General features: G+C 62.7%; 25 protein-coding genes and 1 tRNA gene. 16 read left to right on the top strand and 10 right to left on the bottom strand.

The window, feature by feature from the left end:
* Positions 1-17: 17 nt before the first annotated feature.
* The 4 genes from BM413_RS02795 (at position 18) to BM413_RS02780 (ending at position 4,053) form a co-directional block, all read left to right on the top strand.
* On the top strand, positions 18-746 hold the full coding sequence (locus BM413_RS02795; protein ID WP_091910068.1) for a class I SAM-dependent methyltransferase: 729 nt from the start codon (positions 18-20) through the stop codon (positions 744-746).
* A gap of 82 nt (positions 747-828) precedes the next feature.
* Complete coding sequence (locus BM413_RS02790) at positions 829-2,238, top strand: flippase (RefSeq protein ID WP_091910341.1); 1,410 nt, start codon at positions 829-831, stop codon at positions 2,236-2,238.
* Complete coding sequence (locus tag BM413_RS02785) at positions 2,238-3,521, top strand: GNAT family N-acetyltransferase (RefSeq protein ID WP_091910066.1); 1,284 nt, start codon at positions 2,238-2,240, stop codon at positions 3,519-3,521. The genes BM413_RS02790 and BM413_RS02785 overlap by 1 nt, the downstream gene beginning before the upstream one ends.
* Positions 3,522-3,738: 217 nt before the next feature.
* Entirely contained in the window at positions 3,739-4,053 is a 315-nt protein-coding gene (locus BM413_RS02780) for an antibiotic biosynthesis monooxygenase family protein (RefSeq protein WP_091910063.1), read from the top strand.
* A gap of 41 nt (positions 4,054-4,094) precedes the next feature.
* Here BM413_RS02780 and BM413_RS02775 read toward each other — a convergent pair whose 3' ends face one another.
* Positions 4,095-5,729 (bottom strand): acyl-CoA synthetase, encoded by a 1,635-nt coding sequence (locus tag BM413_RS02775; RefSeq protein ID WP_091910060.1) that lies wholly within the window; start codon positions 5,727-5,729, stop codon positions 4,095-4,097.
* Positions 5,730-5,894: 165 nt separating this feature from the next.
* Between BM413_RS02775 and BM413_RS02770 the strand changes: the two genes are divergently transcribed.
* Positions 5,895-6,113: an alkylphosphonate utilization protein gene (locus BM413_RS02770; protein WP_091910057.1), complete on the top strand. Its 219-nt coding sequence runs from the start codon at positions 5,895-5,897 to the stop codon at positions 6,111-6,113.
* A 23-nt stretch (positions 6,114-6,136) separates the two neighbouring features.
* Here the strand turns inward: BM413_RS02770 and BM413_RS02765 are convergent, their stop codons facing one another.
* The 5 genes from BM413_RS02765 to BM413_RS02745 all read right to left on the bottom strand — a co-directional run bounded on the left by BM413_RS02765 (position 6,137) and on the right by BM413_RS02745 (position 10,410).
* On the bottom strand, positions 6,137-6,559 hold the full coding sequence (locus BM413_RS02765; RefSeq protein ID WP_091910054.1) for a low affinity iron permease family protein: 423 nt from the start codon (positions 6,557-6,559) through the stop codon (positions 6,137-6,139).
* Between the two features lie 157 nt (positions 6,560-6,716).
* Complete coding sequence (locus BM413_RS02760; RefSeq protein WP_091910338.1) at positions 6,717-7,502, bottom strand: glycosyltransferase family 25 protein; 786 nt, start codon at positions 7,500-7,502, stop codon at positions 6,717-6,719.
* Positions 7,503-7,539: 37 nt separating this feature from the next.
* The gene (locus tag BM413_RS02755; protein ID WP_244537724.1) at positions 7,540-8,220 is read right to left on the bottom strand and encodes a glycosyltransferase family 29 protein; all 681 of its coding nucleotides are present in this window, start codon (positions 8,218-8,220) and stop codon (positions 7,540-7,542) included.
* Between the two features lie 228 nt (positions 8,221-8,448).
* Positions 8,449-10,017 (bottom strand): calcium-binding protein, encoded by a 1,569-nt coding sequence (locus tag BM413_RS02750; RefSeq protein ID WP_091910051.1) that lies wholly within the window; start codon positions 10,015-10,017, stop codon positions 8,449-8,451.
* Between the two features lie 308 nt (positions 10,018-10,325).
* Positions 10,326-10,410: transfer RNA gene (locus BM413_RS02745), tRNA-Leu, on the bottom strand.
* 142 nt (positions 10,411-10,552) lie between these two features.
* Here BM413_RS02745 and BM413_RS02740 point away from each other — a divergent pair.
* Positions 10,553-11,140, top strand: coding sequence for a YqaA family protein (locus BM413_RS02740; protein WP_091910048.1), 588 nt, complete (start codon positions 10,553-10,555; stop codon positions 11,138-11,140).
* 23 nt (positions 11,141-11,163) lie between these two features.
* On the top strand, positions 11,164-11,682 hold the full coding sequence (locus tag BM413_RS02735) for a disulfide bond formation protein B (RefSeq protein WP_091910045.1): 519 nt from the start codon (positions 11,164-11,166) through the stop codon (positions 11,680-11,682).
* 62 nt (positions 11,683-11,744) lie between these two features.
* Here the strand turns inward: BM413_RS02735 and BM413_RS02730 are convergent, their stop codons facing one another.
* Together BM413_RS02730 and BM413_RS02725 are read right to left on the bottom strand one after the other, a co-directional pair.
* On the bottom strand, positions 11,745-12,302 hold the full coding sequence (locus BM413_RS02730; RefSeq protein WP_091910042.1) for an HNH endonuclease: 558 nt from the start codon (positions 12,300-12,302) through the stop codon (positions 11,745-11,747).
* A 110-nt stretch (positions 12,303-12,412) separates the two neighbouring features.
* Positions 12,413-13,072, bottom strand: a complete 660-nt coding sequence (locus tag BM413_RS02725; protein ID WP_091910038.1) for a DNA-3-methyladenine glycosylase family protein — start codon at positions 13,070-13,072, stop codon at positions 12,413-12,415.
* Between the two features lie 73 nt (positions 13,073-13,145).
* On the opposite strand from BM413_RS02725, the gene gluQRS reads away from it, so the two are divergent.
* Positions 13,146-14,033, top strand: coding sequence for a tRNA glutamyl-Q(34) synthetase GluQRS (gene gluQRS / locus BM413_RS02720; RefSeq protein ID WP_244537723.1), 888 nt, complete (start codon positions 13,146-13,148; stop codon positions 14,031-14,033).
* Between the two features lie 9 nt (positions 14,034-14,042).
* On the opposite strand, the gene BM413_RS02715 is transcribed toward gluQRS, so the two are convergent.
* Entirely contained in the window at positions 14,043-14,330 is a 288-nt protein-coding gene (locus BM413_RS02715; protein WP_091910035.1) for a hypothetical protein, read from the bottom strand.
* Positions 14,331-14,479: 149 nt separating this feature from the next.
* Here BM413_RS02715 and BM413_RS02710 point away from each other — a divergent pair, with 149 nt between their 5' ends.
* Positions 14,480-15,385, top strand: a complete 906-nt coding sequence (locus tag BM413_RS02710) for a DMT family transporter (protein WP_091910030.1) — start codon at positions 14,480-14,482, stop codon at positions 15,383-15,385.
* Here BM413_RS02710 and BM413_RS02705 read toward each other — a convergent pair.
* Positions 15,352-16,203: a YihY/virulence factor BrkB family protein gene (locus BM413_RS02705; RefSeq protein ID WP_244537722.1), complete on the bottom strand. Its 852-nt coding sequence runs from the start codon at positions 16,201-16,203 to the stop codon at positions 15,352-15,354. The two genes, BM413_RS02710 and BM413_RS02705, sit on opposite strands and share 34 nt — an antisense overlap.
* A 67-nt stretch (positions 16,204-16,270) precedes the next feature.
* On the opposite strand from BM413_RS02705, the gene BM413_RS02700 reads away from it, so the two are divergent.
* From BM413_RS02700 to BM413_RS02670, 7 genes are all read left to right on the top strand, one after another.
* Entirely contained in the window at positions 16,271-17,137 is an 867-nt protein-coding gene (locus BM413_RS02700; RefSeq protein WP_091910330.1) for an SDR family oxidoreductase, read from the top strand.
* Between the two features lie 20 nt (positions 17,138-17,157).
* Positions 17,158-17,349, top strand: coding sequence for a twin transmembrane helix small protein (locus tag BM413_RS02695; protein ID WP_091910023.1), 192 nt, complete (start codon positions 17,158-17,160; stop codon positions 17,347-17,349).
* A gap of 25 nt (positions 17,350-17,374) precedes the next feature.
* Positions 17,375-17,956, top strand: a complete 582-nt coding sequence (locus BM413_RS02690) for a cob(I)yrinic acid a,c-diamide adenosyltransferase (protein WP_091910020.1) — start codon at positions 17,375-17,377, stop codon at positions 17,954-17,956.
* A gap of 82 nt (positions 17,957-18,038) precedes the next feature.
* Complete coding sequence (locus tag BM413_RS02685; protein ID WP_091910017.1) at positions 18,039-18,809, top strand: rhomboid family intramembrane serine protease; 771 nt, start codon at positions 18,039-18,041, stop codon at positions 18,807-18,809.
* Between the two features lie 210 nt (positions 18,810-19,019).
* Positions 19,020-19,766 carry an electron transfer flavoprotein subunit beta/FixA family protein gene (locus tag BM413_RS02680; protein WP_091910014.1) on the top strand — a complete coding sequence of 249 codons (747 nt, stop codon included), beginning with the start codon at positions 19,020-19,022 and terminating at the stop codon, positions 19,764-19,766.
* 24 nt (positions 19,767-19,790) lie between these two features.
* Positions 19,791-20,720, top strand: coding sequence for an electron transfer flavoprotein subunit alpha/FixB family protein (locus BM413_RS02675; protein WP_091910011.1), 930 nt, complete (start codon positions 19,791-19,793; stop codon positions 20,718-20,720).
* 116 nt (positions 20,721-20,836) lie between these two features.
* Entirely contained in the window at positions 20,837-21,718 is an 882-nt protein-coding gene (locus tag BM413_RS02670) for a 3-hydroxybutyryl-CoA dehydrogenase (protein WP_091910008.1), read from the top strand.
* The last annotated feature ends 35 nt before the right edge of the window (positions 21,719-21,753 follow it).

Below are 21,753 nucleotides of genomic sequence, written 5' to 3'. Positions count from 1 at the left end.
GACCGATCAGGCTCACAATGGCGCAGAATATCTACGACAAGTCCGAGTTCTTTGCCGGCTACAGCCAGCTCAATCGTTCGGTCCACGGGCTTGACGGCGCGCCGGAATGGCCGTCGATCCGCGCCGTGCTTCCGGACCTTTTGGGCAAGCGCGTTGTCGATCTCGGCTGCGGTTTCGGCTGGTTCTCCCGCTGGGCACGCGAACATGGAGCCGCTCATGTCCTCGGGCTTGACCTGTCAGAGAACATGATCGCCCGCGCCAGGGCCGATACCGCCGACCCGAACATCGAATACGCGATCGCCGATCTGGAAAAACTCGAACTGCCGCAGGCGTCCTTCGATTTCGCCTACAGTTCGCTCGCCTTCCACTACATCGAGGATTTCGGCAGGCTGGTGCAGACGGTGCACCGCGCGCTTGTGCCGGGCTCGCATTTCGTCTTCACCATCGAGCATCCGATCTTCATGGCCCCGGCGCATCCCGGCTGGTCGCTGGACGACGACGGCAACAGGACGTGGCCGGTCAACCGCTATGCCGTGGAGGGACCGCGTGAAACGGACTGGTTCGCCAAGGGCGTCATCAAGCAGCACCGCACCATCGGCACGACGCTCAACACGCTGATCGGCGCAGGTTTCGCGATCCGGCATGTCGAGGAGTGGAGCCCGGCCTCCGGGCAGCTTGCCGCCAATCCAGATCTGACTGATGAAATGGAACGGCCGATGATGCTGCTGGTGGCCGCTCAGCGCTAGACGCTTCGGCTAAAACCCCAAAGCCGAACCGTTTCTTAAAGACTTTTGCGTAAGCGTCTTTTTGGAAATCGGAGTGTTTGGGGTGCGTTTTTCCGCGGCAACGACTGCCGAGCGACTGCTGCCCGCGCGCCTTGCGCTGCGCGCGAAGCCGCTGCTTGACCAGATCGATGCAGCACTTTTCTCCGCCGACGAGCGCGGCGAAGCCGGCCGCATGTCGCTGATCGCCTTTTCCATCCGCATCGTCAGCGCCCTTATCGCCTTCGTCAGCCAGGTGCTTCTGGCGCGCTGGATGGGCAGTTTCGAATACGGCATCTTCGTGCTGGTCTGGGTGACGATGATCATCGTCGGCAATCTGTCCTGCTTCGGCTTCCACACCTCCGTCATCCGCTTTATCCCCGAATACCGCGAAAAGGGCCGCATGGCCGAACTGCGCGGCGTGCTGGTCACCAGCCGCGTCTTTTCGCTGGTCGCCTCCACGGTGATGGCCGGCCTCGGCGCACTCGCCATCTGGCTGTTCGAGGCGCATATCGAGAACTACTACGTCGTGCCCTTCCTGCTCGGCGTCATCTGCATGCCGATGATCGCGCTGTCGGATGTGCTGCAGGGCATTTCGCGGGCGCATTCCTGGGCGATTTCAGCGCTGTCGCCAACCTATCTGACCCGGCCGGTGCTGATCCTCGTCTTCATGGTCGGGGCGCTTCTGCTCGGCTATCCGCCGACGGCGACAACGGCGGTGATCGCCGCGATCATGGCGACCTATGCGACGACCATCCTGCAACTGGTCAGCGTCACGCGCCGCGTCGACGCCAAGGTGCCAGCCGGCCCGAAAAAGGTGCATTTCCGTGAGTGGTTCATGGTTTCGGTGCCGATCTTCCTGGTCGAGAGCTTCTTCTTCATCCTGACCAATGCCGACGTTCTGATGGTCGGCGCCTACATGAACCCGGAAGACGTCGCCGTCTATTTTGCCACGGTGAAGACGCTGGCGCTGGTGCACTTCGTCTATTTCGCGGTCAAGGCCGGCGTAGCGCAGCGCTACGCGCAGTTCACCCATGGCGATCCCAGCCGGCTGGCAGCCTTCGCCCGCGAGACGGTGTCATGGACCTTCTGGCCTTCGGTCGCCATGGCGCTGGCCGTGCTTGCGCTCGGCGAGCCCATGCTGAAACTGTTCGGCCCCGGCTTCGATGCCGGCTATCCGCTGCTGTTCGTGCTGGTGTTCGGCGTGGTGGCGCGCGCGGCGGTCGGCCCCTGCGAAAGCCTGCTCACCATGAGCGGCAACCAGAACATCTGCGCCCTCGTCTACGCGCTGACGCTGGCAATCAACATCGGCCTCAACGTCGTGTTCATCCCGCAATTCGGGCTGTGGGGCGCAGCGATCGCGACGGCTGTGGCGATGATATTCGAAGCCGGCGCCCTTTCCTTCACCGTCTGGCGAAAGCTCGGCATCGTCATGGCAATCTTCATTCCGGCAACGGCCATGCAGGGAGGCCGCTGATGGCAGCAATCCCCCTTCTCGAGGAAACCAGCGGCGGACCCGCCGGCACGATGATTTCCGGCTTCGCCGGGCTGCCGGCCAAGGCCGTCGACCCGGCGCATGTCGAGCTTCTGGCAAGCACGCGGCCACCGCGCCGGCTGGCGATCTACCCCGCTTCCGCCGGCTTCGACCTGATCGAGGAACTCGACCATCTGTGCAGCCGCACGATCGAGCCGAATGTCTTCTTCAATCCGCGCTTTCTGGCGCCGGCCATGCCGCGCCTCGAGGACCGGGAGGTGCGGCTCGCCGTCATCCGCGACGGCGACGAATACCGCAACCGATTGCGCCTGCTGGTGCCGTTCTCGGTGGAAAGGCCCGGCGTGCCGCTCGGCATTCCTGTCATGCGGACATGGTCGAGCCCGTTTGGCCCGCTCGGCATGCCGCTCGTCGACCGCGACGATCCGCAGGGCGTGCTGGAGGATTTCTTCGCCATCCTGGCGCGTCCGCACCTGAAGCTGCCCAAGGTCTTCGTGCTGCCCGACATGCGGCTGGAAGGGGCCGCGGCCGGCGTCCTGCGCTCGGTTTCGGAGGCGCGCGGCCTGCCGCTGGTCATCACCAGCGAAGCCGAACGGCCCGTGCTCGAGAGCGAGCTTGAAGGCGACGACTATCTGAAGGCGTCGCTGCGCTCGCATCACTATCGCGAATTCCGCCGGCTCAAGCGCCGGCTGGCCGAGCACGGCAAGCTGGAGCATGTCGTGGCACGCGGCCAGGACGACATTCGCCACGGCCTCGAAGCCTTCCTGACGCTCGAGGCCGCCGGCTGGAAGGGCCGCCAGCGCACGGCAATGGCGATCGACCGCTACCGCGCCGCCTTCGCCCGCGAAGCCGTGCACCGGCTGTCCGAGCAGGATATGTGCAGGGTGCATTCGCTGCTGCTCAACGGCGAGGTGATCGCCTCGCTGATCGTCTTCGTCGAGGCCGGCGTCGCTTACACGTGGAAGACGGCCTATGACGAGAAATATGCCGCCTATTCGCCCGGCACGCTGCTGATGATCGAGGTGACGAGGCAGCATCTCGACGACCCCAACATCATGATGACCGATTCCTGCGCCGTGCCCGACCATCCGGTGATGAGCCGGCTGTGGTCGGAGCGCAAGAAGACGGGCACGATCGTGATCGGCCTGACACCCGACGCCGACCGCGCCGCGCGGCAGGCGGCCTCGCAGCTTCACCTCTACCGCGAGACGCGCAACATAGCCCGCATCCTGCGCAACCGGGTGCGCAGCCTGCTCAAGCGGCGGTGATTGCCGCAGACAATTGCCGGTGATACAAAATCGCCGTCGAAAAGGACCTGGAGCGGCAGAGGTAAGTCCGCTCCCTTCCGCAACCCCGGAAGCTCCGTTTCCGCCCCATGCGGAACCCACGGCAAGCAGAGGCGCGCTTTTGCGCCCCGGCTTGGCGTGTCAGGGGCTCTGCTCGAACAGCACTCCTTCGCGCCGGGCGTTACCGAAGGAGAAACCAATGCCCATCATTCGCACCGACAGCGGCATCATCACCCAGATCAATGTCTTCACCGTACCGGAAGGCGGCCAGCAGGCGCTGATCGACCTACTGCAGGAAGCAGCCATGAGTTGCCGGACCGTCCCCGGCTGGCTCTCGGCCAGCCTTCACCGCGGTCTCGATGGCCGGCGCGTGGTCAATTATGCCCAGGCCCGTGACCAGACCGCGATGCGGCGCGTCTTCGAGCATCTGCAGTCGAACGGCTTCCTCGAGCGCAACAAGGCGCTCGGGGAGGCGCATCCCGGCCTCTACGAAGTGGCCTGCACGGTGGAATGAAGGTTCGCAAGCTGGCGGGCCGGAGATTCCGGCCTGCCCGTTCAGCCTCCCGTTTCGCGCTTGGCCCTGTCGCGGAAGATGCGGCGGATGACCTTGCCGGTGGTGGTCAGCGGCATGGAATCGACGAATTCCACCTCGCGCGGATATTCATGCGCGGAGAGCCTTTCGCGCACCCACAGCTTGATCTCGTCACCAAGTGCTGCATCGCCAACGAAGCCGTCCTTCAGGACGACATAGGCCTTGACGATCTCGGTGCGCAGCGCGTCCGGCTTGCCGACGGCAGCCGCCAGCGCAACGGCCGGATGGCCGGTCAGGCAGTCCTCGATCTCGCCAGGGCCGATGCGGAAGCCGGCAGACGTGATGACGTCGTCGTCGCGGCCGAAGAACTGGAAATAGCCGTCTTCGTCCTCGATACCCTGGTCGCCGGTGGTCATCCAGTCACCGATGAATTTCTTCGCGGTCGCCTCCGGGCTGCGCCAATATTCGAGGAACATCACCGGGTCGGGGCGCCGGATCGCGATCTGGCCGACCTCACCGGGCTTCATGCGCTGCCCCTCGGCGTCGATGATCGCGACCTCATGCCCCGGAACCGGCCTGCCGATCGCCCCGCCCCGGCTGACGCCAAGTGCCGCGCAGGAGGAGAGCACAAGATTGCACTCGGTCTGGCCGTAGAATTCATTAACGGTCAGCCCGAATTCCGCCCGCGCCCAGTCATAGGTCTCGCGGCCGAGCGATTCTCCCGCCGAACCGACGCTGCGAAGCTTCAGATGGAAGCGTTTGCGGATATCCTCCACGCTCTTCAGCATGCGAAGTGCCGTTGGCGGTATGAATGCGGTGCGCACGCCCATCTTCTCGACGAGGCCGAGGGCGGCTTCGGGATCGAACTTTTCAAAGCGGGCGGAAACAACGGGCACGCCGAAATAGAGCGAAGGCAAGAGCGCGTTGAGCAGGCCACCGGCCCAGGCCCAGTCCGCCGGGGTCCACATCAGGTCGCCGGGCTGCGGCAGGAATTCATAGGCCGTTTGCACGCCCGGCAGATGGCCGAGCAGCACGCGGTGCCCGTGCAACGCGCCTTTTGGCGGTCCGGTCGTGCCGGAGGTAAAGATCATCATCGCCGGATCGTCCGGCGTGGTGTCTTCGGCAACGAAGGACGACGGGTGGCCGGCAACGATGCGGTGAAAGTCGCGAACGCCGCTTTCCGCACCGTCGATGGAGACGATCGCCTCCAGATCGGTCAGGCGGCTGCCGATCCTTGCGAGTTTTGCAGCGCCGCTCGAATTGGTCACCACGGCCTTCACGCCGGCGGTCTGCAGGCGGTATTCCAGCGCCTCGACGCCGAACAGCAGCGCCAGCGGCACGGCGATGGCGCCGAGCTTGTAGATGGCGACATGGGCAATCACCGTCTCGAAAGACTGCGGCAGAAGCAGCGCCACCCGGTCGCCGCGCCTGACGCCCAGCGCGCGCAGGCCGTTGGCGAAGCTGTTGGATCTCGCGGCGAGTTCACCATAGGTGAGCTTTTCGGCTTCGCCCTCGGCGCGATAATCGAGAAGTGCCACGCGATCAGGCTCGCGCGCCGCCCAATGATCGGAGACGGCGGTGCCGATGTTGAAGTGTTGCGGAATCCGCCAGCGAAAATCGCGGTAGAGACTTTGATAGTCGTCGCGCCGTTCGAGCATGGACCGTGGATTGAACCCTGAAATCATCGCCGGAGGGAGCGACTGGTGGCAGATACCGCGCCGGGAGCAGCGCCGTCAATCGACGCCGGCGATCATGCCATGTTGCGCGCGGTGCCTGTGCCCATTACTGGGACGCTGACATATAAAGCGCGGAAGGGAAATTTCATGGCCGACGTGGTGAAGGACAGCAACGGCAATGTGCTGAAGGATGGCGATTCGGTTACGCTGATCAAGGACCTGAAGGTCAAAGGCACGTCGGTGACGCTGAAGCGCGGGACGATGGTCCGCAACATCCGGCTGACGGACGATGCCGAAGAAATCGAATGCAACGCCGAGAAGGTCAAGGGACTGGTGCTGAAGACGGCTTTTCTCAAGAAGGCCTGACCGGCCGCAGCCTGAACCGCTTCTTACTTTGCTGCTTGCCTGGCGGTCTGCTTGGCCGCCGCGCGATTTGCCCGGTCGGCGGCACGGTCCGCGCGCTTGGCGGCCTGCTCGCATTTCAGCCGAAAGTCCTCGACCTCTTCCTCGGTAAGATGCTCGATGCCGATGAACTTGTTTTCGCCTTCGCTGACGCGGATGAGTTCGTCGAGCTTGGCCTGGATCGCAGCGCCGTCACGGTTCTGCGTGTTCTGGATGAGGAACACCATCAGGAACGTCACGATGGTCGTTCCGGTGTTGATGACCAGCTGCCATGTGTCGGAGAAGCCGAGAAACGGGCCACTGGCCGCCCAGACGACGATGATGGCGCAACAGCCGACAAAGGTCGCTGGCATGCCCGCTGCATGCGCAACCTTGTTGGCAACGCTGGTGAACATCTTGTTGAACGACATGGCTTGAACGTCCTGATCATGAAGCTCCGACCGGCTAGTCTGTTGCCGGCGAGCAGGTCAGAAACGACGATGCGATCAGGATTGTTCCATTGGAACGGCGACGAGCCTTACGCTGGCGGTCGGTATCAGGAAATGCATCGCTCCCTGTGCGACCGAATTACCGGAAGGGAACGGTAATCCACCGCTTGTCGGTCAGAACATTCGAGGCTGTTCTTCGCGCGGAATTGGCGAGTTGCAGGACGGGCCGCTTGATCTCGCGCCAGGCCTTGCGCAGCCCGGTGGGCTTCACGACCCGCTCATCATGCAGGTCGCTGCCAAGGCCGATGGGGGAAGTTGCTCGCCTGTCGAGGAAAAAGTCCTGGACGCAGATGGCCGGGGAAAGCTGATACGTTACGAAGGAACCGGCCCAGGGCAGCTGAAAATTGAACAGGAAATGATCCACGGGATTGTCAAAGCTCTTGCTTTTCTCGAGGAGTTTTTCCGCGCCCTTCCGGGTCAGGATATAACCTCCGGCACCCATATGAGTGTCCCTCAACCGATGAAGCTTGCGGCCGCCGACAAGCGCAGCCATCGACTTGTCGATCTTCGTCGGGCGGTTCATCGTTTCAACTTTGATGATATCCGCGTCAGCAGGTATCCAGTCGCTGCTGCTGAGAAGCCTGGCGGCGTCATCGGCTATGTGCAGGTCGTCCTCAAAAATCGCTGCACAGGGCAGATCGTCTTCGACAATGCGGCGCCAGCATTCCCGATGGCTGAGGAAACAGGCCGTTTCGCCGGCACGCGCCTGGTCGTTGCCGCGCAGCCTGATCAGGTCGTCACGCGACAATTGCGTGCCATCCACGGCGCTGACGCGATCGAACTGGAGCCCCAGTTTGTCGAAAATCGCCGACATGCGAGCCAGCCGGTCCGGCCTGCGATCCAGATTGATAACGAACGATTTCATGTATCTGCCGCGCCTGCTGCCGTTCGTCGAAATCACGTTATTTCTTTCGACTGTACCTGTCTTTTTTCGCGTATTTCGGTTTCCAGTCTTCCCCGGCCGGCCAGATCTTGATGTTGCGTTCCCTAGCCTTGCGCTGAACCCATTCCCGCTCCTGGTCCCAGGTGTGGTTTTTCCAGCCCTGCCAGCCGAACCCGGCTATTTCCACATCCCATGTCTCCGCAGGCATGCGCTCCAGCGCGTAGCGGATCCCGAAATATCCGGTCGTGGGGAAGGTGCGATCGTCGAGCAGGACTGAAAGGTCCAGCCCCAGTTCAAGGCAACCGGCCTCGTAATTGTCGGGGGGCAGGATCGCGACGGTCTTGCCGGCATCGCCATACATCGTCAGCGAAGCCCAAGTCCACTCCGCTCGCCGTCCTTTGATCCGGGCCCAAAGGCTCGGTTTCAGGGAATATTTCTGAACGGCCGTCGGATGCGAGACGAGAAACACGAACTCCGCAGCCTGGACGATCGGCGATGTCGGATACTTTGGATCCTTGAGCCGCCGCTCCATGGGCTTGCCCGTATTGCAGACGAAAAGCCAGTTGGTCTTCGTGCCGCTCATGCCGATCGATGCTTTCGGCTCGTTGAAGCGGATCACATGATCCGCCGCATCGACCTGCTCCGACATGTCGGAGAGCAGTGGACCATTACCGACAATAAAGAGTTTCTTCTTCGCCACAGAAATCAGCCAGATGTTGGGTTAACGACGCGAATTGCTGCAATATGTGGCAGCTCGTTATCTCGTTCAACGCGTGTCGCCTAACATAGGGTGATTGCCGCCGCAATCCGCAACGGCTCTCGGGCATTGGCGCCCCTTGCAGTGATCGAACCAATGCGTCGCGCGGGGCGGACGCGGAGCCGCCGCTGCAGGAACTGCAACAACGGCTCCGGCAGGCCCCCGCCCGCATCAGACGATGAAGAAGTCGGCGTTCGTGAGCGTAAGGTTGGCAGAGACGGTCGCGAACTGAACCGCAGCGGCACCGCCCAGCCCATCCTTGTCGAACAGCAAGGCGCCGGTCGTCTTGTTGTAGATGATCCGGTCACTGGCATCGGCCGCCGCAGAACCGGTATGGAAGGCAGCAGCCGTCAGCGTACCGGCAGCCAGGCCGGTGAAGATAGCATTTTCCAGCCGGATCGTGTCTGCCACCACGTTGAAGTCGGTGATCGTGTCCTTGTTGGTCGACGCGTTCAGCGCAGTGTTGAAGAAGAATGTATCGTTGCCGGCACCGCCGGTCAGCGTGTCGTTGCCGAGGCCGCCATTGATCAGGTCGTTGCCGGCAGCGCCGTTCAGCGCGTTGTTGCCGCCATTGCCGTTGATGGTGTTGTTGCCGGCGTTGCCGGTGCCGGAGATCGCACCCGTCCCCGACAAGTTCAGGTTTTCGACAGTGCCTTTCACCTGTGTAGTGTTCGCGAGGTTGAAACTGATCGCCGACACCACCGTATCGGTGCCGCTGCCGCCGTCGGAAAGTTCGTCGACGATATCGCCGGCATTGTCGACATAATAGGTGTCGTTGCCCGTTCCGCCCTTCATCGTGTCGGCACCCGCCATGCCGTTGAGCGAATCGTTGCCGGCCTCGCCCCGAAGCACATTGCTGACCGCACTGCCAACGAGCACGTCGTTGGAGGCGGTACCCCGAACGTTCTCGATGTTGAGAAGCGTGTCCTGCTTGCCGAAGCCATCGATGGCAACGCCGGTCGTCAGATTGACATTCACGCCGGCATTGCCGCCCCAATTGGCGTCGCGATGGTAACGGACCTCATCGATGCCAGCGCCGCCATCGATGCGGTCGCGCCCGTTCATGCCCATGAACTGTTCATTGGCCGCCGAGCCGAGCATGACGTCGGCGAACTGGCTTCCGCGGAAGGACTCGATGCTGGTGAAGCTCTCGCTATTGCCCCATTGGTCAATCGCAATACGCGTCACCGCGTTGATATTGACCCCACGCAGTGCCGTCGGCTCGTATTCGGCGAAGCTGATCTGATCGTAGCCGTTGCCGCCGTTGTACGTATCCTTGCCGGCACCGCCAACGAGAAAGTCGTCGCCATCGCCGCCATTCAGCGTGTCGTTTCCGGCATGACCGTAAAGATCGTCGGCCCCGGACGAGCCGTTGATCGTGTCGTTGCCGCTCATCAACCAGGCATTGAGATCCCAGCCGCTGAAAGTGTCGGCGGCGTCCGAGACGTCCGTAAATGGACGGTTGATCCCGGCCAGTGTCTGGAGGACCGTCGTGCCATTGCTCTGCAGCAACTGCACCGAAGCCAGCGTGCCGCCGGTGACATAGCCCTTGGCATCGTAAGTGAAGCCGGTGCCGATGAGCTTCAGCTTGAGGCCGTTTTCCATTTGCAGCACGCGCTGCGTGGCCGATGATGACACGACCGTGGCGTTATTCAGATTGACCAGCTCGCCTATGCTGGGATTGTAGTCGAGGCCCAGCGGATAGATCCCGCCTGGAAAACTCACCGTCAACGTCGCCATAAAAATCTCCCGCGCTGTGCCACCAACGTGGGAAGTCCATTCCGCCAGTAAGGCCGCGAGGGAAGGCGCCGCCGGCGAACGACGTCGCAATCCTTCTCAGTGTTTCAGGCAGACGCTCCCCGCGCTTGCATATGCCGAGAATGCCGCAAGGCGCAGGTGCCCGATACTCCCAAATGGGGTGGACGCCGGCACCAGCTCAGGTTGAAATCGGAGTATGAAAGACTACCGCTTTAGGAGGATGCGGCGACGGCAGCGGAGCGAAGTCAAAGCTGCGTGATGGGTTGGCGAGCGGCGTCGGCCAATAAATTTGGTGCCCCCTGCCGGGATCGAACCAGCACTCCTCTCGGAACCTGATTTTGAGTCAGGCGCGTCTACCAATTCCGCCAAGGGGGCCCGGCCCTTTCGGGCGGACGGCTGCGGACTATACGGTGCGACCCCGTGTCGTCAACTGCCCCCTGTCGATTTCGTGAAGGAACCGCCATTGTGCGGCCATACAAATCTTTCTAGACAGAGCCACCCACCAACGGAATTTTTCATGCTTCGCAGACTCTACGACTGGACCCTGTCGCTGGCCGCGCGCAAATCCGCCGAATGGTGGCTCGCCTTCATCGCCTTCGTCGAAAGCTCGATCTTCCTGGTTCCGGCAGACGTGCTTTATTTGCCGATGGCGCTTTCGCGGCCCGAACGCGCCTACCGCTATGCCATGATCGCCACCGTCGCATCGGTGCTTGGCGGTATCGCTGGATGGTTCATCGGCTACTTCGCCTATGAAAGCATCGCCAAGCCGGTGCTGGAATTCTACGGCAAGTTCGATGAGTTCGAGGCGCTGCGCACCGGTTCGGGCATGGGCTTCATCCTGCTCATGCTGGTCACTTCGGGATTGGCCCACCTGCCGCCGATCAAGGTGGTTACGATCCTCGCCGGCGTGATGCATGTCGACATCTGGCTGTTCATCGTCTCGGCGATCATCGCGCGCGGCGCGCGCTTCTTCTTCCTCGCTTGGCTGCTGCGCCGCTATGGCGAGCCGATCCGCGAGTTCATCGAAAAGCGGCTGGGGCTCATCGCCGGTGCTGGTGCCGGCGCCGTCATCCTGCTCTATATCGTGATCAAATACGTTCTCTGACGCCGAAACGGACACAGACCCTCATGTCGCGCACCCTCACCCAGCCAACCAGCAGCGTCCAGACAGCGACCGCGCTCATCCTTCTCGTCGGCATGGCTGCGGTTGTCGGCTCGGCACTCGGCTTCGAGCATCTCGGCGGCTACATGCCCTGCAAGCTCTGCCTCGAACAGCGCACGCCCTATTATGTCGGCGTGCCGCTGATGGCGATTGCGGCGCTGTCTTCCGCGCTGCATCTGCCGGCGGTGATCACGCGCGGCCTGCTGCTCATCGGCGGCTTGCTGATGGCCTATGGGCTCTACCTCGGCGTGTTTCATTCCGGCGTCGAATGGGCCTGGTGGGCCGGCCCGACCGATTGCGGCGCGGTTTCGGCGCCCGCTACCGGAGGAACCGGCGGCGTGCTCGATTCGCTCAACACCGTCATCCCGCCATCCTGCGACAAGGCTGCGCTGCGCATCCTCGGCCTGTCGCTCGCCGGCTGGAACGCCATCGCCAGCCTGATCCTGACGATCATCGCGTTTCGCGGCGCGACCGGGAAAGCGTGAGATCGCCGGAAGCGCAGAAAACCGCGTCAGATGGCCGGCAGGGTGAGTTAGCGAGCGACCTCTTACGGCTCCAGCTCGACATCCCAGTACAGATAATCCATCCAGCTTTCGTGCAGATAGTTGGGTGGGAACATCCGGCCATTGTTGTGCAGGTCGTGCACGGTCGGGTGGTATGGCTTCTGCATCGGCCACATCTTGGCGTGGGCCGGCATCATGCCGCCCTTGCGCAGATTGCAGGGCGAGCAGGCCGCAACGACGTTCTCCCAGGTCGTGGCGCCGCCGCGATGGCGGGGGATGACGTGGTCGAAGGTCAGGTCCTCGGGCGTGCCGCAATACTGGCACTGGAAGCGGTCGCGCAGGAAAACGTTGAAGCGCGTGAACGCCGGGTGGCGCGACGGCTTGACGTAGCTTTTTAGGCTGACGACGCTCGGCAGTTTCATCGAGAAGGATGGCGAGGACACCGAATGTTCGTATTCGGCAACGATGTTCACCCGGTCGAGGAAGACGGCCTTGATGGCGTCCTGCCACGACCAGAGCGACAGGGGGTAATAGCTGAGCGGGCGGTAATCCGCGTTCAGCACCAGCGCTGGAAGCCCATCCGGAGATACGGCAACCGTCACTTCTAAACCTCCTTGCTCATCGAACCGTTCGGCGCGGATACTGTAAGCCCGAGATGACAGGGATGTGAAGCGGTTTCACCATCATCCGAGGGGCCAAAAAACCATATATTTCAGGCTTTTTTTGGCATATCGACCGGCGGTGCGGCGTCACGACCTCGTGTTTCGCGGTAGTAGGACCAAAAAAGCCGTGCCGCGACCCCTCTCCAGGGCGCCCATGATTCGGCCAGCGCGATGAGCGCTTTCTCGCCCGGACGGGGGTCGACGCCTAGCGCCTGCCCCACTGCCGTCTGCAGCGCGACGTCGCGCGCCGGGAAGATGTCGGGGTGCCCGGCCGAGAACAGGAGATAGACTTCCGCCGTCCAGGGGCCGATGCCGGACACTGCCGTCATGTGGCCGATCGCCACCTCTGCGTCGAGCCCGCAGAGGTGGTGCAGGTCGAGCCCGTCGCGCACGGCCTGCGAGACCGCGAGCAGCGTGCGCTGCTTTGGCCGCGACAGGCCGGCCTCGCGAAACATGTCCTCGCCGGCATCGAGCAGCGCCTGCGGCGTCAGCGGATCGACCAGCTTCACCAGCCGCCCGAAGATGGCGTCGGCGCTTGCCCGGGACACCTGCTGCGAAACGATGATCGACGCGAGGCTGACGAAGCCCGGCTCCGACAGCCGCAACGGCACCTCTCCGGCCATCGCGCGCACCGCCGTCAGACGTGGGTCGATGATGCAAAGCGCGTCGAGCCCGTCGGCAATGTCGTCAAGCGAGGTGATGCGGCGCATGGTTTTTCTTGTTCCTTATGGCGCGGCAAAGTAGCAATCGGGCGATGAACCGTTCAATCCGAATTCGGCTGCCGTGACCAACACTCCTGCCATACCGGTCTTTCGCTTTGCGCCGAGCCCGAATGGCGAGCTTCATCTCGGCCATGCCTATTCGGCACTGCTCAATGCGAAGCTCGCCCGGGCCCAAGGCGGGCGCCTGCTGTTGCGCATAGAGGACATCGACACGATCCGCTGCACGCCGGAATTCGAGGCCGGCATTTTTCGCGATCTGGCGTGGCTTGGTCTGACATGGGAGGAACCCGTTCGCCGCCAGTCAGACCATTTCGCGGAATACGAGGCCATGCTGCAAAGGCTGATCCGCGAGGAACTCGTCTATCCGGCTTTCATGAGCCGGGGCGAAATCCGCGCCCATATCGCCGAGAGCGAGAAGCGCGGACGCGACTGGCCACGCGACCCGGACGGCGCGCCGCTCTATCCGGCCACCGACAAGGCCCTTTCGCCATCCGAGCGCAGGCGACGCATCGACGATGGCGCGCCTTTCGCCTGGCGGCTCGACACCGAGGCGGCAATCGCCCGTCTGGCCAAACCCCTGTCGTGGACCGAATTCACCGACGAGACGCTGAGCGCCACGAACGACATCGAAGCCCGTCCTCAGGACTGGGGCGACGTCATCGTCGCACGCAAGGAAATACCGACCAGCTATCATCTGTCGGTCGTGGCGGACGACGCGCTGCAGGGCGTCAGCCACGTCGTGCGCGGCTGTGACCTCTATGCCGCGACCGGCATCCAGCGGTTGTTGCAGCACCTGCTTGGCCTGCCCGCGCCCGTCTATTTCCATCACCGCCTGATCGCCGGGCCGGACGGGCGAAAGCTATCGAAGAGTTTTGGCGACACCGGGCTGGCGGCGTTACGCGAAAGCGGCGCGACGCCCGCCGAGGTGAGGCGTCTCGTCGAGCTTTGACTGAAGCGGTCAGATGCGGGAAATGCCGGCCTTCAGCAGCGCCAGCACGGCAATCCCGATGAAGGCGCCGCCCAGGCCCGTCGCCATGGCCTGCGTCAGGTCGCCCAGCCTGACGCCCCAGGAATTGACCAGCACGATCGCTGCGAAGAAACCGGCGGTGAAGATAACCATGTTACCGACAGGGCCAAAGCCGTCATCGCGCATGATGGCGTGAAGGGCGCTTCCAAAGAAAAGGGCCATGACGGTAACGGCGGCAACGGCCATCATCAGCCAGCCCGACTCGAGATTCCAAAGCATGCAGCGCCCCTCCCGAAGGCGACCGTGCATGTCCCTTGAACCCCACCCGGTTCAACGCTCCTGAAACTATGGATCAACCGTTTAACTTTGCTTGCCCGAATGATTCGCATTAGAGCGATCTCACCGACAAACGGACCCAGCCCGACGAAATGCCTCTGCTCAAGCGGTTCATACCCGCCACTTTCGTCCTGCTTTGGTCGACCGGTTTCATCGGCGCGCGCTATGCCATGCCCTGGGCGGAGCCTTTCACGTTCCTGGCTGCGCGCTTCGTGATCGCCTTCGTCATCCTCGGCGCCCTGATGGCAATCCTTGGTGCGCGCGGAATGGACCGCCGCGCAGCGCTGCATGCGGCAACCGCCGGCGCGCTGATACATGGCGTCTATCTCGGCGGCGTCTTCTGGGCCATCCACCAGGGCCTGCCGGCGGGGCTTGCCGCCCTCATCGCCAGCCTGCAGCCGCTGGTCACCGCGCTGTTTGCCGGAAAGCTTCTCGGCGAGGAAATCCGCCCGCGCCACTGGATCGGCCTGGCGGTCGGCTTTGTCGGTGTGATCGTCGTGCTGTCGCCGAAACTCGGCACGCTTGGCGGCGGCGTGACCTGGCAGACGCTGACGGCCGCCACCATCGGCATGGCCGCAATCACTGCCGGCACCATCTGGCAGAAGCGCTTCGTCACCGGCGGTGATCTGGTGACGGGTACGTTCTATCAATATGTCGGCGGCGCAGCCGTGATGCTGCTCGCCTCGCTCGCCTTCGAGACGCACACGGTGACGATAAACGGCGAACTGATCTTCGCCATGGCATGGCTGGTGCTGGTGCTGTCGATAGGCGCGGTGTTCCTGCTGATGGCGATGATCCGCGACGGCGAGATGTCGAAGGTCTCATCGCTGTTCTATCTTGTGCCCGCGGTCACCGCGATCATGGCCTGGGCGCTGTTCGGCGAGCAACTGACGCTGGTGCAACTCGCAGGCATGGCGCTGGCGACTTTTGGTGTGGGGCTGGCCACGGCGGCGAACCCGAAGGCTCAGGCTCCAACGCGGGCCCGCGCTTCCAAATAGCGTGTGATCGACGCGTTGAGTTCGCCGCCAAGGATAAAAATCGCCGAGACGATATAGAGGAACACCACCGCGATCATGATCGAGGCGAGGCCGGCGTAGGTCGTCACATAGGACGAGAAATTGTCGAGATAGGTCGCGAAAACCGTCGAGCCGACCAGCCAGGCCACGAGCGTGAAGATGATGCCCGGCACGATGGTGACGAAGCGGCGTTTGCCCGCCGGCAGCCAGAAATGCACCGCCACAAGGCCAAGCACGATCACCGTTGAAGCAATCACGAAACGCCACAGCGTGATCGTGCCCATATAGGGCTTGATCCACTCGAAATTGGCCTCTGCCAGCCGCGCCAGCAACGGTGCAAAGACGAGCAGCACGCTGATGGCAACAAAGCCGATCGTGGCGATGAGTACGAAGAGCAGGCTCTGGAGACGGCGATAGATGAAGGTGCGCGTTTCGGTGACGCGATAGGCGCGGTTGAGCGAGGTGCGCAGCGCCTCGATGCCGTTGGAAGCGAAGAAGGCGGCCAGCACCACACCGTAGGTGAGAAGGTCGGTGCGCTGGACTGTCAGCACGTTGACCACCTCGCGGGCGATAGGGGCTGCGATCTGTTCCGGCCAGGTGTCGAAGACCAGATGCACGGCGGTTTCCGAAAACGCCTGCGCGCCGAGAAAGCTTGCCAGCGTGGTGGCGAAGATGAGGAAAGGAAACAGCGCCATCAGCGCCGAGATCGCCAGATGACTGGCCATAGACCAGCCGTCGTCATAGTTGAAATGGCCGAGCGCGTCATAAAGCACGCGCTTGATCGCAACGATCTTCCTCAACGTGCCTGCATCCGCGCTTTTCCCTCGATTGTGTCCCGGCCGCGAATATGGGAAGGGTTTGCCGCAAATGGCAAGTGATGGTGGAACAACGACCGCGCCAACGCAAAAGTTGCGCACGATTATCGTGACCGGCGCCTCCTCGGGCATCGGCGCTCATTGCGCACGCGCCTTGAAGGCCGACGGGTGGCGGGTTTTCGCCACGGCGCGAAAACCCGAAGACATCGCGACACTGACCGCGGAAGGTTTCGAGACCTTCTATCTCGACTATCGCGAAGCTGATTCGATCGCCGCACTCGTCGAGGCAGTCATGGCGCGCACCGGTGGCACGCTAGACGCGCTTTTCAACAACGGCGCCCATGCTCAGGCAGGTGCCGTCGAGGATTTGCCGGTGGAGGCGCTGCGCGAGCAGTTCGAGGCGAATTTCTTCGGCTGGCACGATCTGACCCGGCGCATCGTGCCGGTCATGCGAGCGCAAGGTCACGGCCGCATCGTCCATTGCTCGTCGATCCTCGGCCTGACGCCCGTCAAATGGCGCGGCGCCTATGCGGCATCGAAGCATGCGCTCGAAGGCCTGATGCTGTGCATGCGGGCCGAACTGCAGGGCTCCGGCATCGAAGTGTCGCTGATCGAACCCGGCCCGATCGAATCGAAGATCGCCTCGAATGGGCTGGCATGGTTCGTGAAGAACATCGATCACGAGAACTCGGTGCACCGGAAGGATTATGAGGGCCAGCTGGCGCGCCTGCGGGCGGGTGGATCGAAGTCGCGGCTGAAGCTCAAGCCGGACGCGGTTTATGCGGTATTGCGCCACGCCCTCCTATCGCCCAAACCGAGACCGCATTATGTGGTGACGACGCCGGCTAAAATCGGCGTTATCCTGAAACGTATCCTGCCCGCTTCGCTGTTTTACCGCGTGCTCGCGTCGCAGGCCTGAAAAACGAAGCTGGAAATCCAATGGCAACCGTCTTCAACATCCTTGCCGTCATGGTCATGGTCATCGTGGTGATCGTGCTGATCCGCGGCCTCGCCAACATGATGCGCGGCGGCTCCAGCACCACCTCGAACAAGCTGATGCAGGCGCGCGTTCTCCTGCAGTTCATTGCGCTGGTTCTCATCCTGCTGGCGGTCTACTTCAACCGCAGCTGATTTTTCGACCGACGGGGGGAGCCAGATGGTCAAGCTCAACAAGATCTACACCCGCACCGGCGATGACGGCACCACCGGCCTCGGCACCGGCGAGCGCCGGCTGAAATCGGACACGCGTGTCGACGCCTATGGCACGGTCGACGAGGCCAATGCCTGCATCGGACTGGCGCGCGTGCACACAGGCACCGGGCACCCCGAAATCGACGCCATGCTCGCCCGCATCCAGAACGACCTGTTCGATCTTGGTGCCGATCTCGCAACGCCCGACGACGGCAAGCCGCTCGGCTATGAGCCGCTGCGCATCATCCCCACGCAAGTGGAACGGGTGGAGGCCGACATCGACCTCCTGAACAAGGATCTGCAGCCGCTGCGCTCCTTCGTGCTCTCCGGCGGATCGCCGGCGGCTGCCGCACTTCACCTTGCCCGCACCGTGGCGCGGCGGGCCGAGCGCATCATGGTGGCGCTGGCGCAGGATCCGGCCGAGCACGTCAACCGCGACGGCATCAAATACATCAACCGCGTCTCGGATTTCCTGTTCGTTGCCGCCCGTGTCGTCAATGACAACGGAAATGCCGATGTGCTATGGGTGCCGGGCAAGAACAGGTAACTCATGATCCCGAAAAGTGGGAACCGGTTTTCGGATAGGATCATGAGCGGAAAGCTGCGCTGAGGGGGCGGAAGAAACCGCGATGTTCATTCCGCTGCACGACGCCAACAGCCTCAAATACATCAAGCATCAATATGTGACGATCGGGCTGATCGCAGCCAACGTCATCATCTACCTGTTCACTGCCTTTGAAAGCGAGCAGGCAGCGCAGGCCACGGTGCTTGGCCTCGGCTACATTCCCTCCGTGTCCTTCGGCCTGGCCGAACTGCCGCCGGGCTATGCGCTGGTGCCCGAGCCGCTGACCTATGTCACCTATGCCTTCCTGCATGGCGACATCTTCCACCTCGGCGGCAATATGCTGTTCCTCTGGGTGTTCGGCGACAATGTCGAGGATGCGCTCGGCCACATCAAATATCTGATCTTCTATCTGCTGTGCGCAATCTCGGGTGCCGTTGTGCATGGCTTGATAGCGCCGGAGTCTCAGATGCCGCTGATCGGCGCGTCGGGCGCGATTGCCGGCATCGTCGCCGCCTATCTCATTCTGCACCCGCGCGTGAAGGTGTGGATCCTGGCCTTCGCCCGCATACCGCTGCGCATTCCGGCTTATATCACCCTTGGACTGTGGATCATTTTCCAGTTCTCGATGCTGGCGCTCGGCGGAGAAGACCAGATTTCCTGGGCCTGCCATGCCGGCGGCATCATCGCCGGCGCGATCCTGGTTCTGATCCTGCGCCGGCGCGACGTGCCGATCCTCGACCGGGAGATCGTGACGCCGCGTGCGGTCAAGGTCGAACAGCCAAGCGCGGTCGCCCCCGTAGAGGCACAGCCGACGACGCGTTGGGGAAGACAGTAATCGCTCGAATTCAACCGATTTGGGTTCGTTGCGGATATTGACGTGCATTCGGCGGCTAACTAGGGTCCGCCCGCTTGCGGAAGCCTAGTTGCCACCGGAAGTGCGCATAGGGATTTCCGTTTTCTGGTCCAATATGTCGCCATTCGACAAATGGACGGGGCCTCGCTCTGCTAGTGAGCGCTCCAAAGTCATCAGAGAGGTGAGAAGCACATGAAAGTTCTCGTGCCCGTTAAGCGGGTTGTCGACTACAACGTGAAGATCCGTGTGAAGTCGGACGGCTCGGGTGTCGAGCTTGCGAATGTGAAGATGTCGATGAACCCGTTCGACGAGATCGCGGTTGAAGAGGCGATCCGCCTGAAGGAAGCCGGCAAGGTCGAGGAGATCATCGTGGTCTCGATTGGACCCCAGCAGGCCCAGGAAACGCTGCGCACCGCACTCGCCATGGGAGCCGACCGCGCCATCCTGGTCAAGGTCGACGGCGAAGTCGAGCCGCTGGGCGTTGCCAAGGTGCTGAAGGGTGTTGTCGAGGCGGAACAGCCGGGTCTGGTCATTCTCGGCAAGCAGGCGATCGATGACGACGCCAACCAGACCGGCCAGATGCTTTCGGCACTGCTCGGCTGGAGCCAGGGCACGTTCGCTTCCAAGGTCGAGATTGCCGGCGACAAGGCCAAGGTGACGCGCGAAGTCGATGGCGGCTTGCAGACGGTGGAGCTCAAGCTTCCGGCGATCGTGACGACGGACCTGCGCCTCAACCAGCCGCGCTATGCCTCGCTGCCCAACATCATGAAGGCCAAGAAGAAGCCGCTGGACGAAAAGACCGCTGCCGATTTCGGCGCCGATGTCACGCCGCGCCTCAAGGTCGTCAAGACCGAGGAGCCAGGTGGCCGCAAGGCGGGCGTCAAGGTCAAGGACGTGGCGGAACTCGTTTCCAGCCTCAAGTCCGCCGGCGTGATCTGAGTTCGGAAGGAAAGGGAAACAAAAATGGCAATTCTCCTCATCGCCGAACATGACAATGCATCGCTGTCGGACCAGACGGCCAAGGCGCTGTCGGCAGCCCTGAAGATCGGCTCGGATGTCGACGTCCTGGTCGCCGGCAAGGGCGCCAAGGCAGCGGCAGATGCCGCCGCCAAGCTGAAGGGCGTGCGCAAGGTCCTGCTGGTCGAGGCCGACGAACTCGAGCAGCGCCTCGCCGAGCCGCTGGCGGCGACCGTCGTTGCGCTCGCAGGCTCTTATGACACGATCATCGCCCCGGCCACCGCCTCGGGCAAGAACGTGTCGCCGCGCATCGCCGCACTCCTCGACGTCGCCCAGATCTCGGAAATCATCGAGGTCGTCTCGGCCGACACCTTCAAGCGTCCGATCTATGCCGGCAACGCCATCCAGACGGTGCAGTCGACCGACGCCAAGAAGGTCATCACCGTGCGCACGGCCTCGTTCCAGGCAGCGGGCGAAGGCGGCTCGGCTGCGGTGGAGACGGCAAATGCAGCGGCCAATCCGGGCCTGTCGACCTTCATCGAGAACAGGCTGTCCGACAATGACCGCCCGGAACTGACCTCTGCCAAGATCATCATCTCGGGCGGCCGCGCGCTCGGCTCCTCGGAGAAGTTCCAGGAAGTGATCCTGCCTGTTGCCGACAAGCTCGGTGCTGCCGTCGGCGCTTCGCGCGCTGCCGTCGATGCCGGCTACGCCCCCAACGACTGGCAGGTCGGCCAGACCGGCAAGGTGGTCGCCCCCGACCTCTACATCGCGGTCGGCATCTCCGGCGCGATCCAGCATCTGGCCGGCATGAAGGACTCGAAGGTCATCGTCGCCATCAACAAGGACGAGGAAGCACCGATCTTCCAGGTCGCAGACTACGGCCTCGTCGGCGACCTCTTCACCATCCTGCCGGAGCTTGAAAAGGCGCTTTGACTTTAGAACAGGTAGCGCACAAAATCATGGGAGCGGGGTAGACGAAGTCTCCCCGCTCTTTTAGTTTGCACTGCACAAAAGACGAGCCAAAAAGGCTCCATGACGGGATCAGTGTAATGAGTGCTACCATCGAGACGATCGGCATCATCGGCGCAGGCCAGATGGGCAGCGGCATAGCCCATGTCTCGGCCCTTTCGGGCTACAAGGTGCTGCTCTACGATATTTCCGGCGACAACATCCAGAAGGGCATCGCCACGATCAGCGGTAACCTGGCCCGTCAGGTCGCCGGCGGAAAGCTCGAGGACAAGGCCCGGCAGGAAGCGCTGGGGCGCATCGAAGCAGCCCCCACCATGGCCGACCTCGCAGGCGCAGACCTCGTCATCGAGGCGGCGACCGAGGACGAGACCGTCAAGCGCAAGATCTATGCGCAGCTTTGCCCGCAGCTGAACCCGGAAGCGATCCTCGCCACCAACACCTCCTCGATCTCGATCACGAGGCTGGCCGCCCAGACCGACCGGCCGGAACGCTTCATCGGCATCCACTTCATGAACCCGGTGCCGGTGATGAAGCTGGTGGAACTGGTGCGCGGCATCGCCACCGAGAACGAGACGTTCGAAGCCGCCAAGGAATTCGTCCACAAGCTCGACAAGACGACCACGGTCTCGGAGGATTTCCCGGCCTTCATCGTCAACCGCATCCTGCTGCCGATGATCAACGAGGCGATCTACACGCTGTACGAAGGCGTCGGTTCGGTCGACGCGATCGACACGGCGATGAAGCTCGGCGCCAACCATCCGATGGGCCCGCTGCAGCTTGCCGATTTCATCGGCCTGGACACCTGCCTGTCGATCATGCAGGTGCTGCATGACGGGCTGTCGGACTCGAAGTACCGCCCCTGCCCGCTGCTGGTGAAATATGTCGAGGCCGGCTGGCTCGGCCGCAAGACCGGACGCGGGTTCTACGATTATCGCGGCGAACACCCGGTGCCGACGCGGTAATACGATCCCTATTGTAGCTGCCCCTCATCCGCCTG

This window comes from Mesorhizobium sp. YR577 (genome assembly GCF_900116595.1).
Taxonomy (GTDB): domain Bacteria; phylum Pseudomonadota; class Alphaproteobacteria; order Rhizobiales; family Rhizobiaceae; genus Mesorhizobium_M.
The sequence above is the reverse complement of the archived record's forward strand: the minus strand, read 5'-3'. Positions and strand labels throughout refer to the sequence as shown.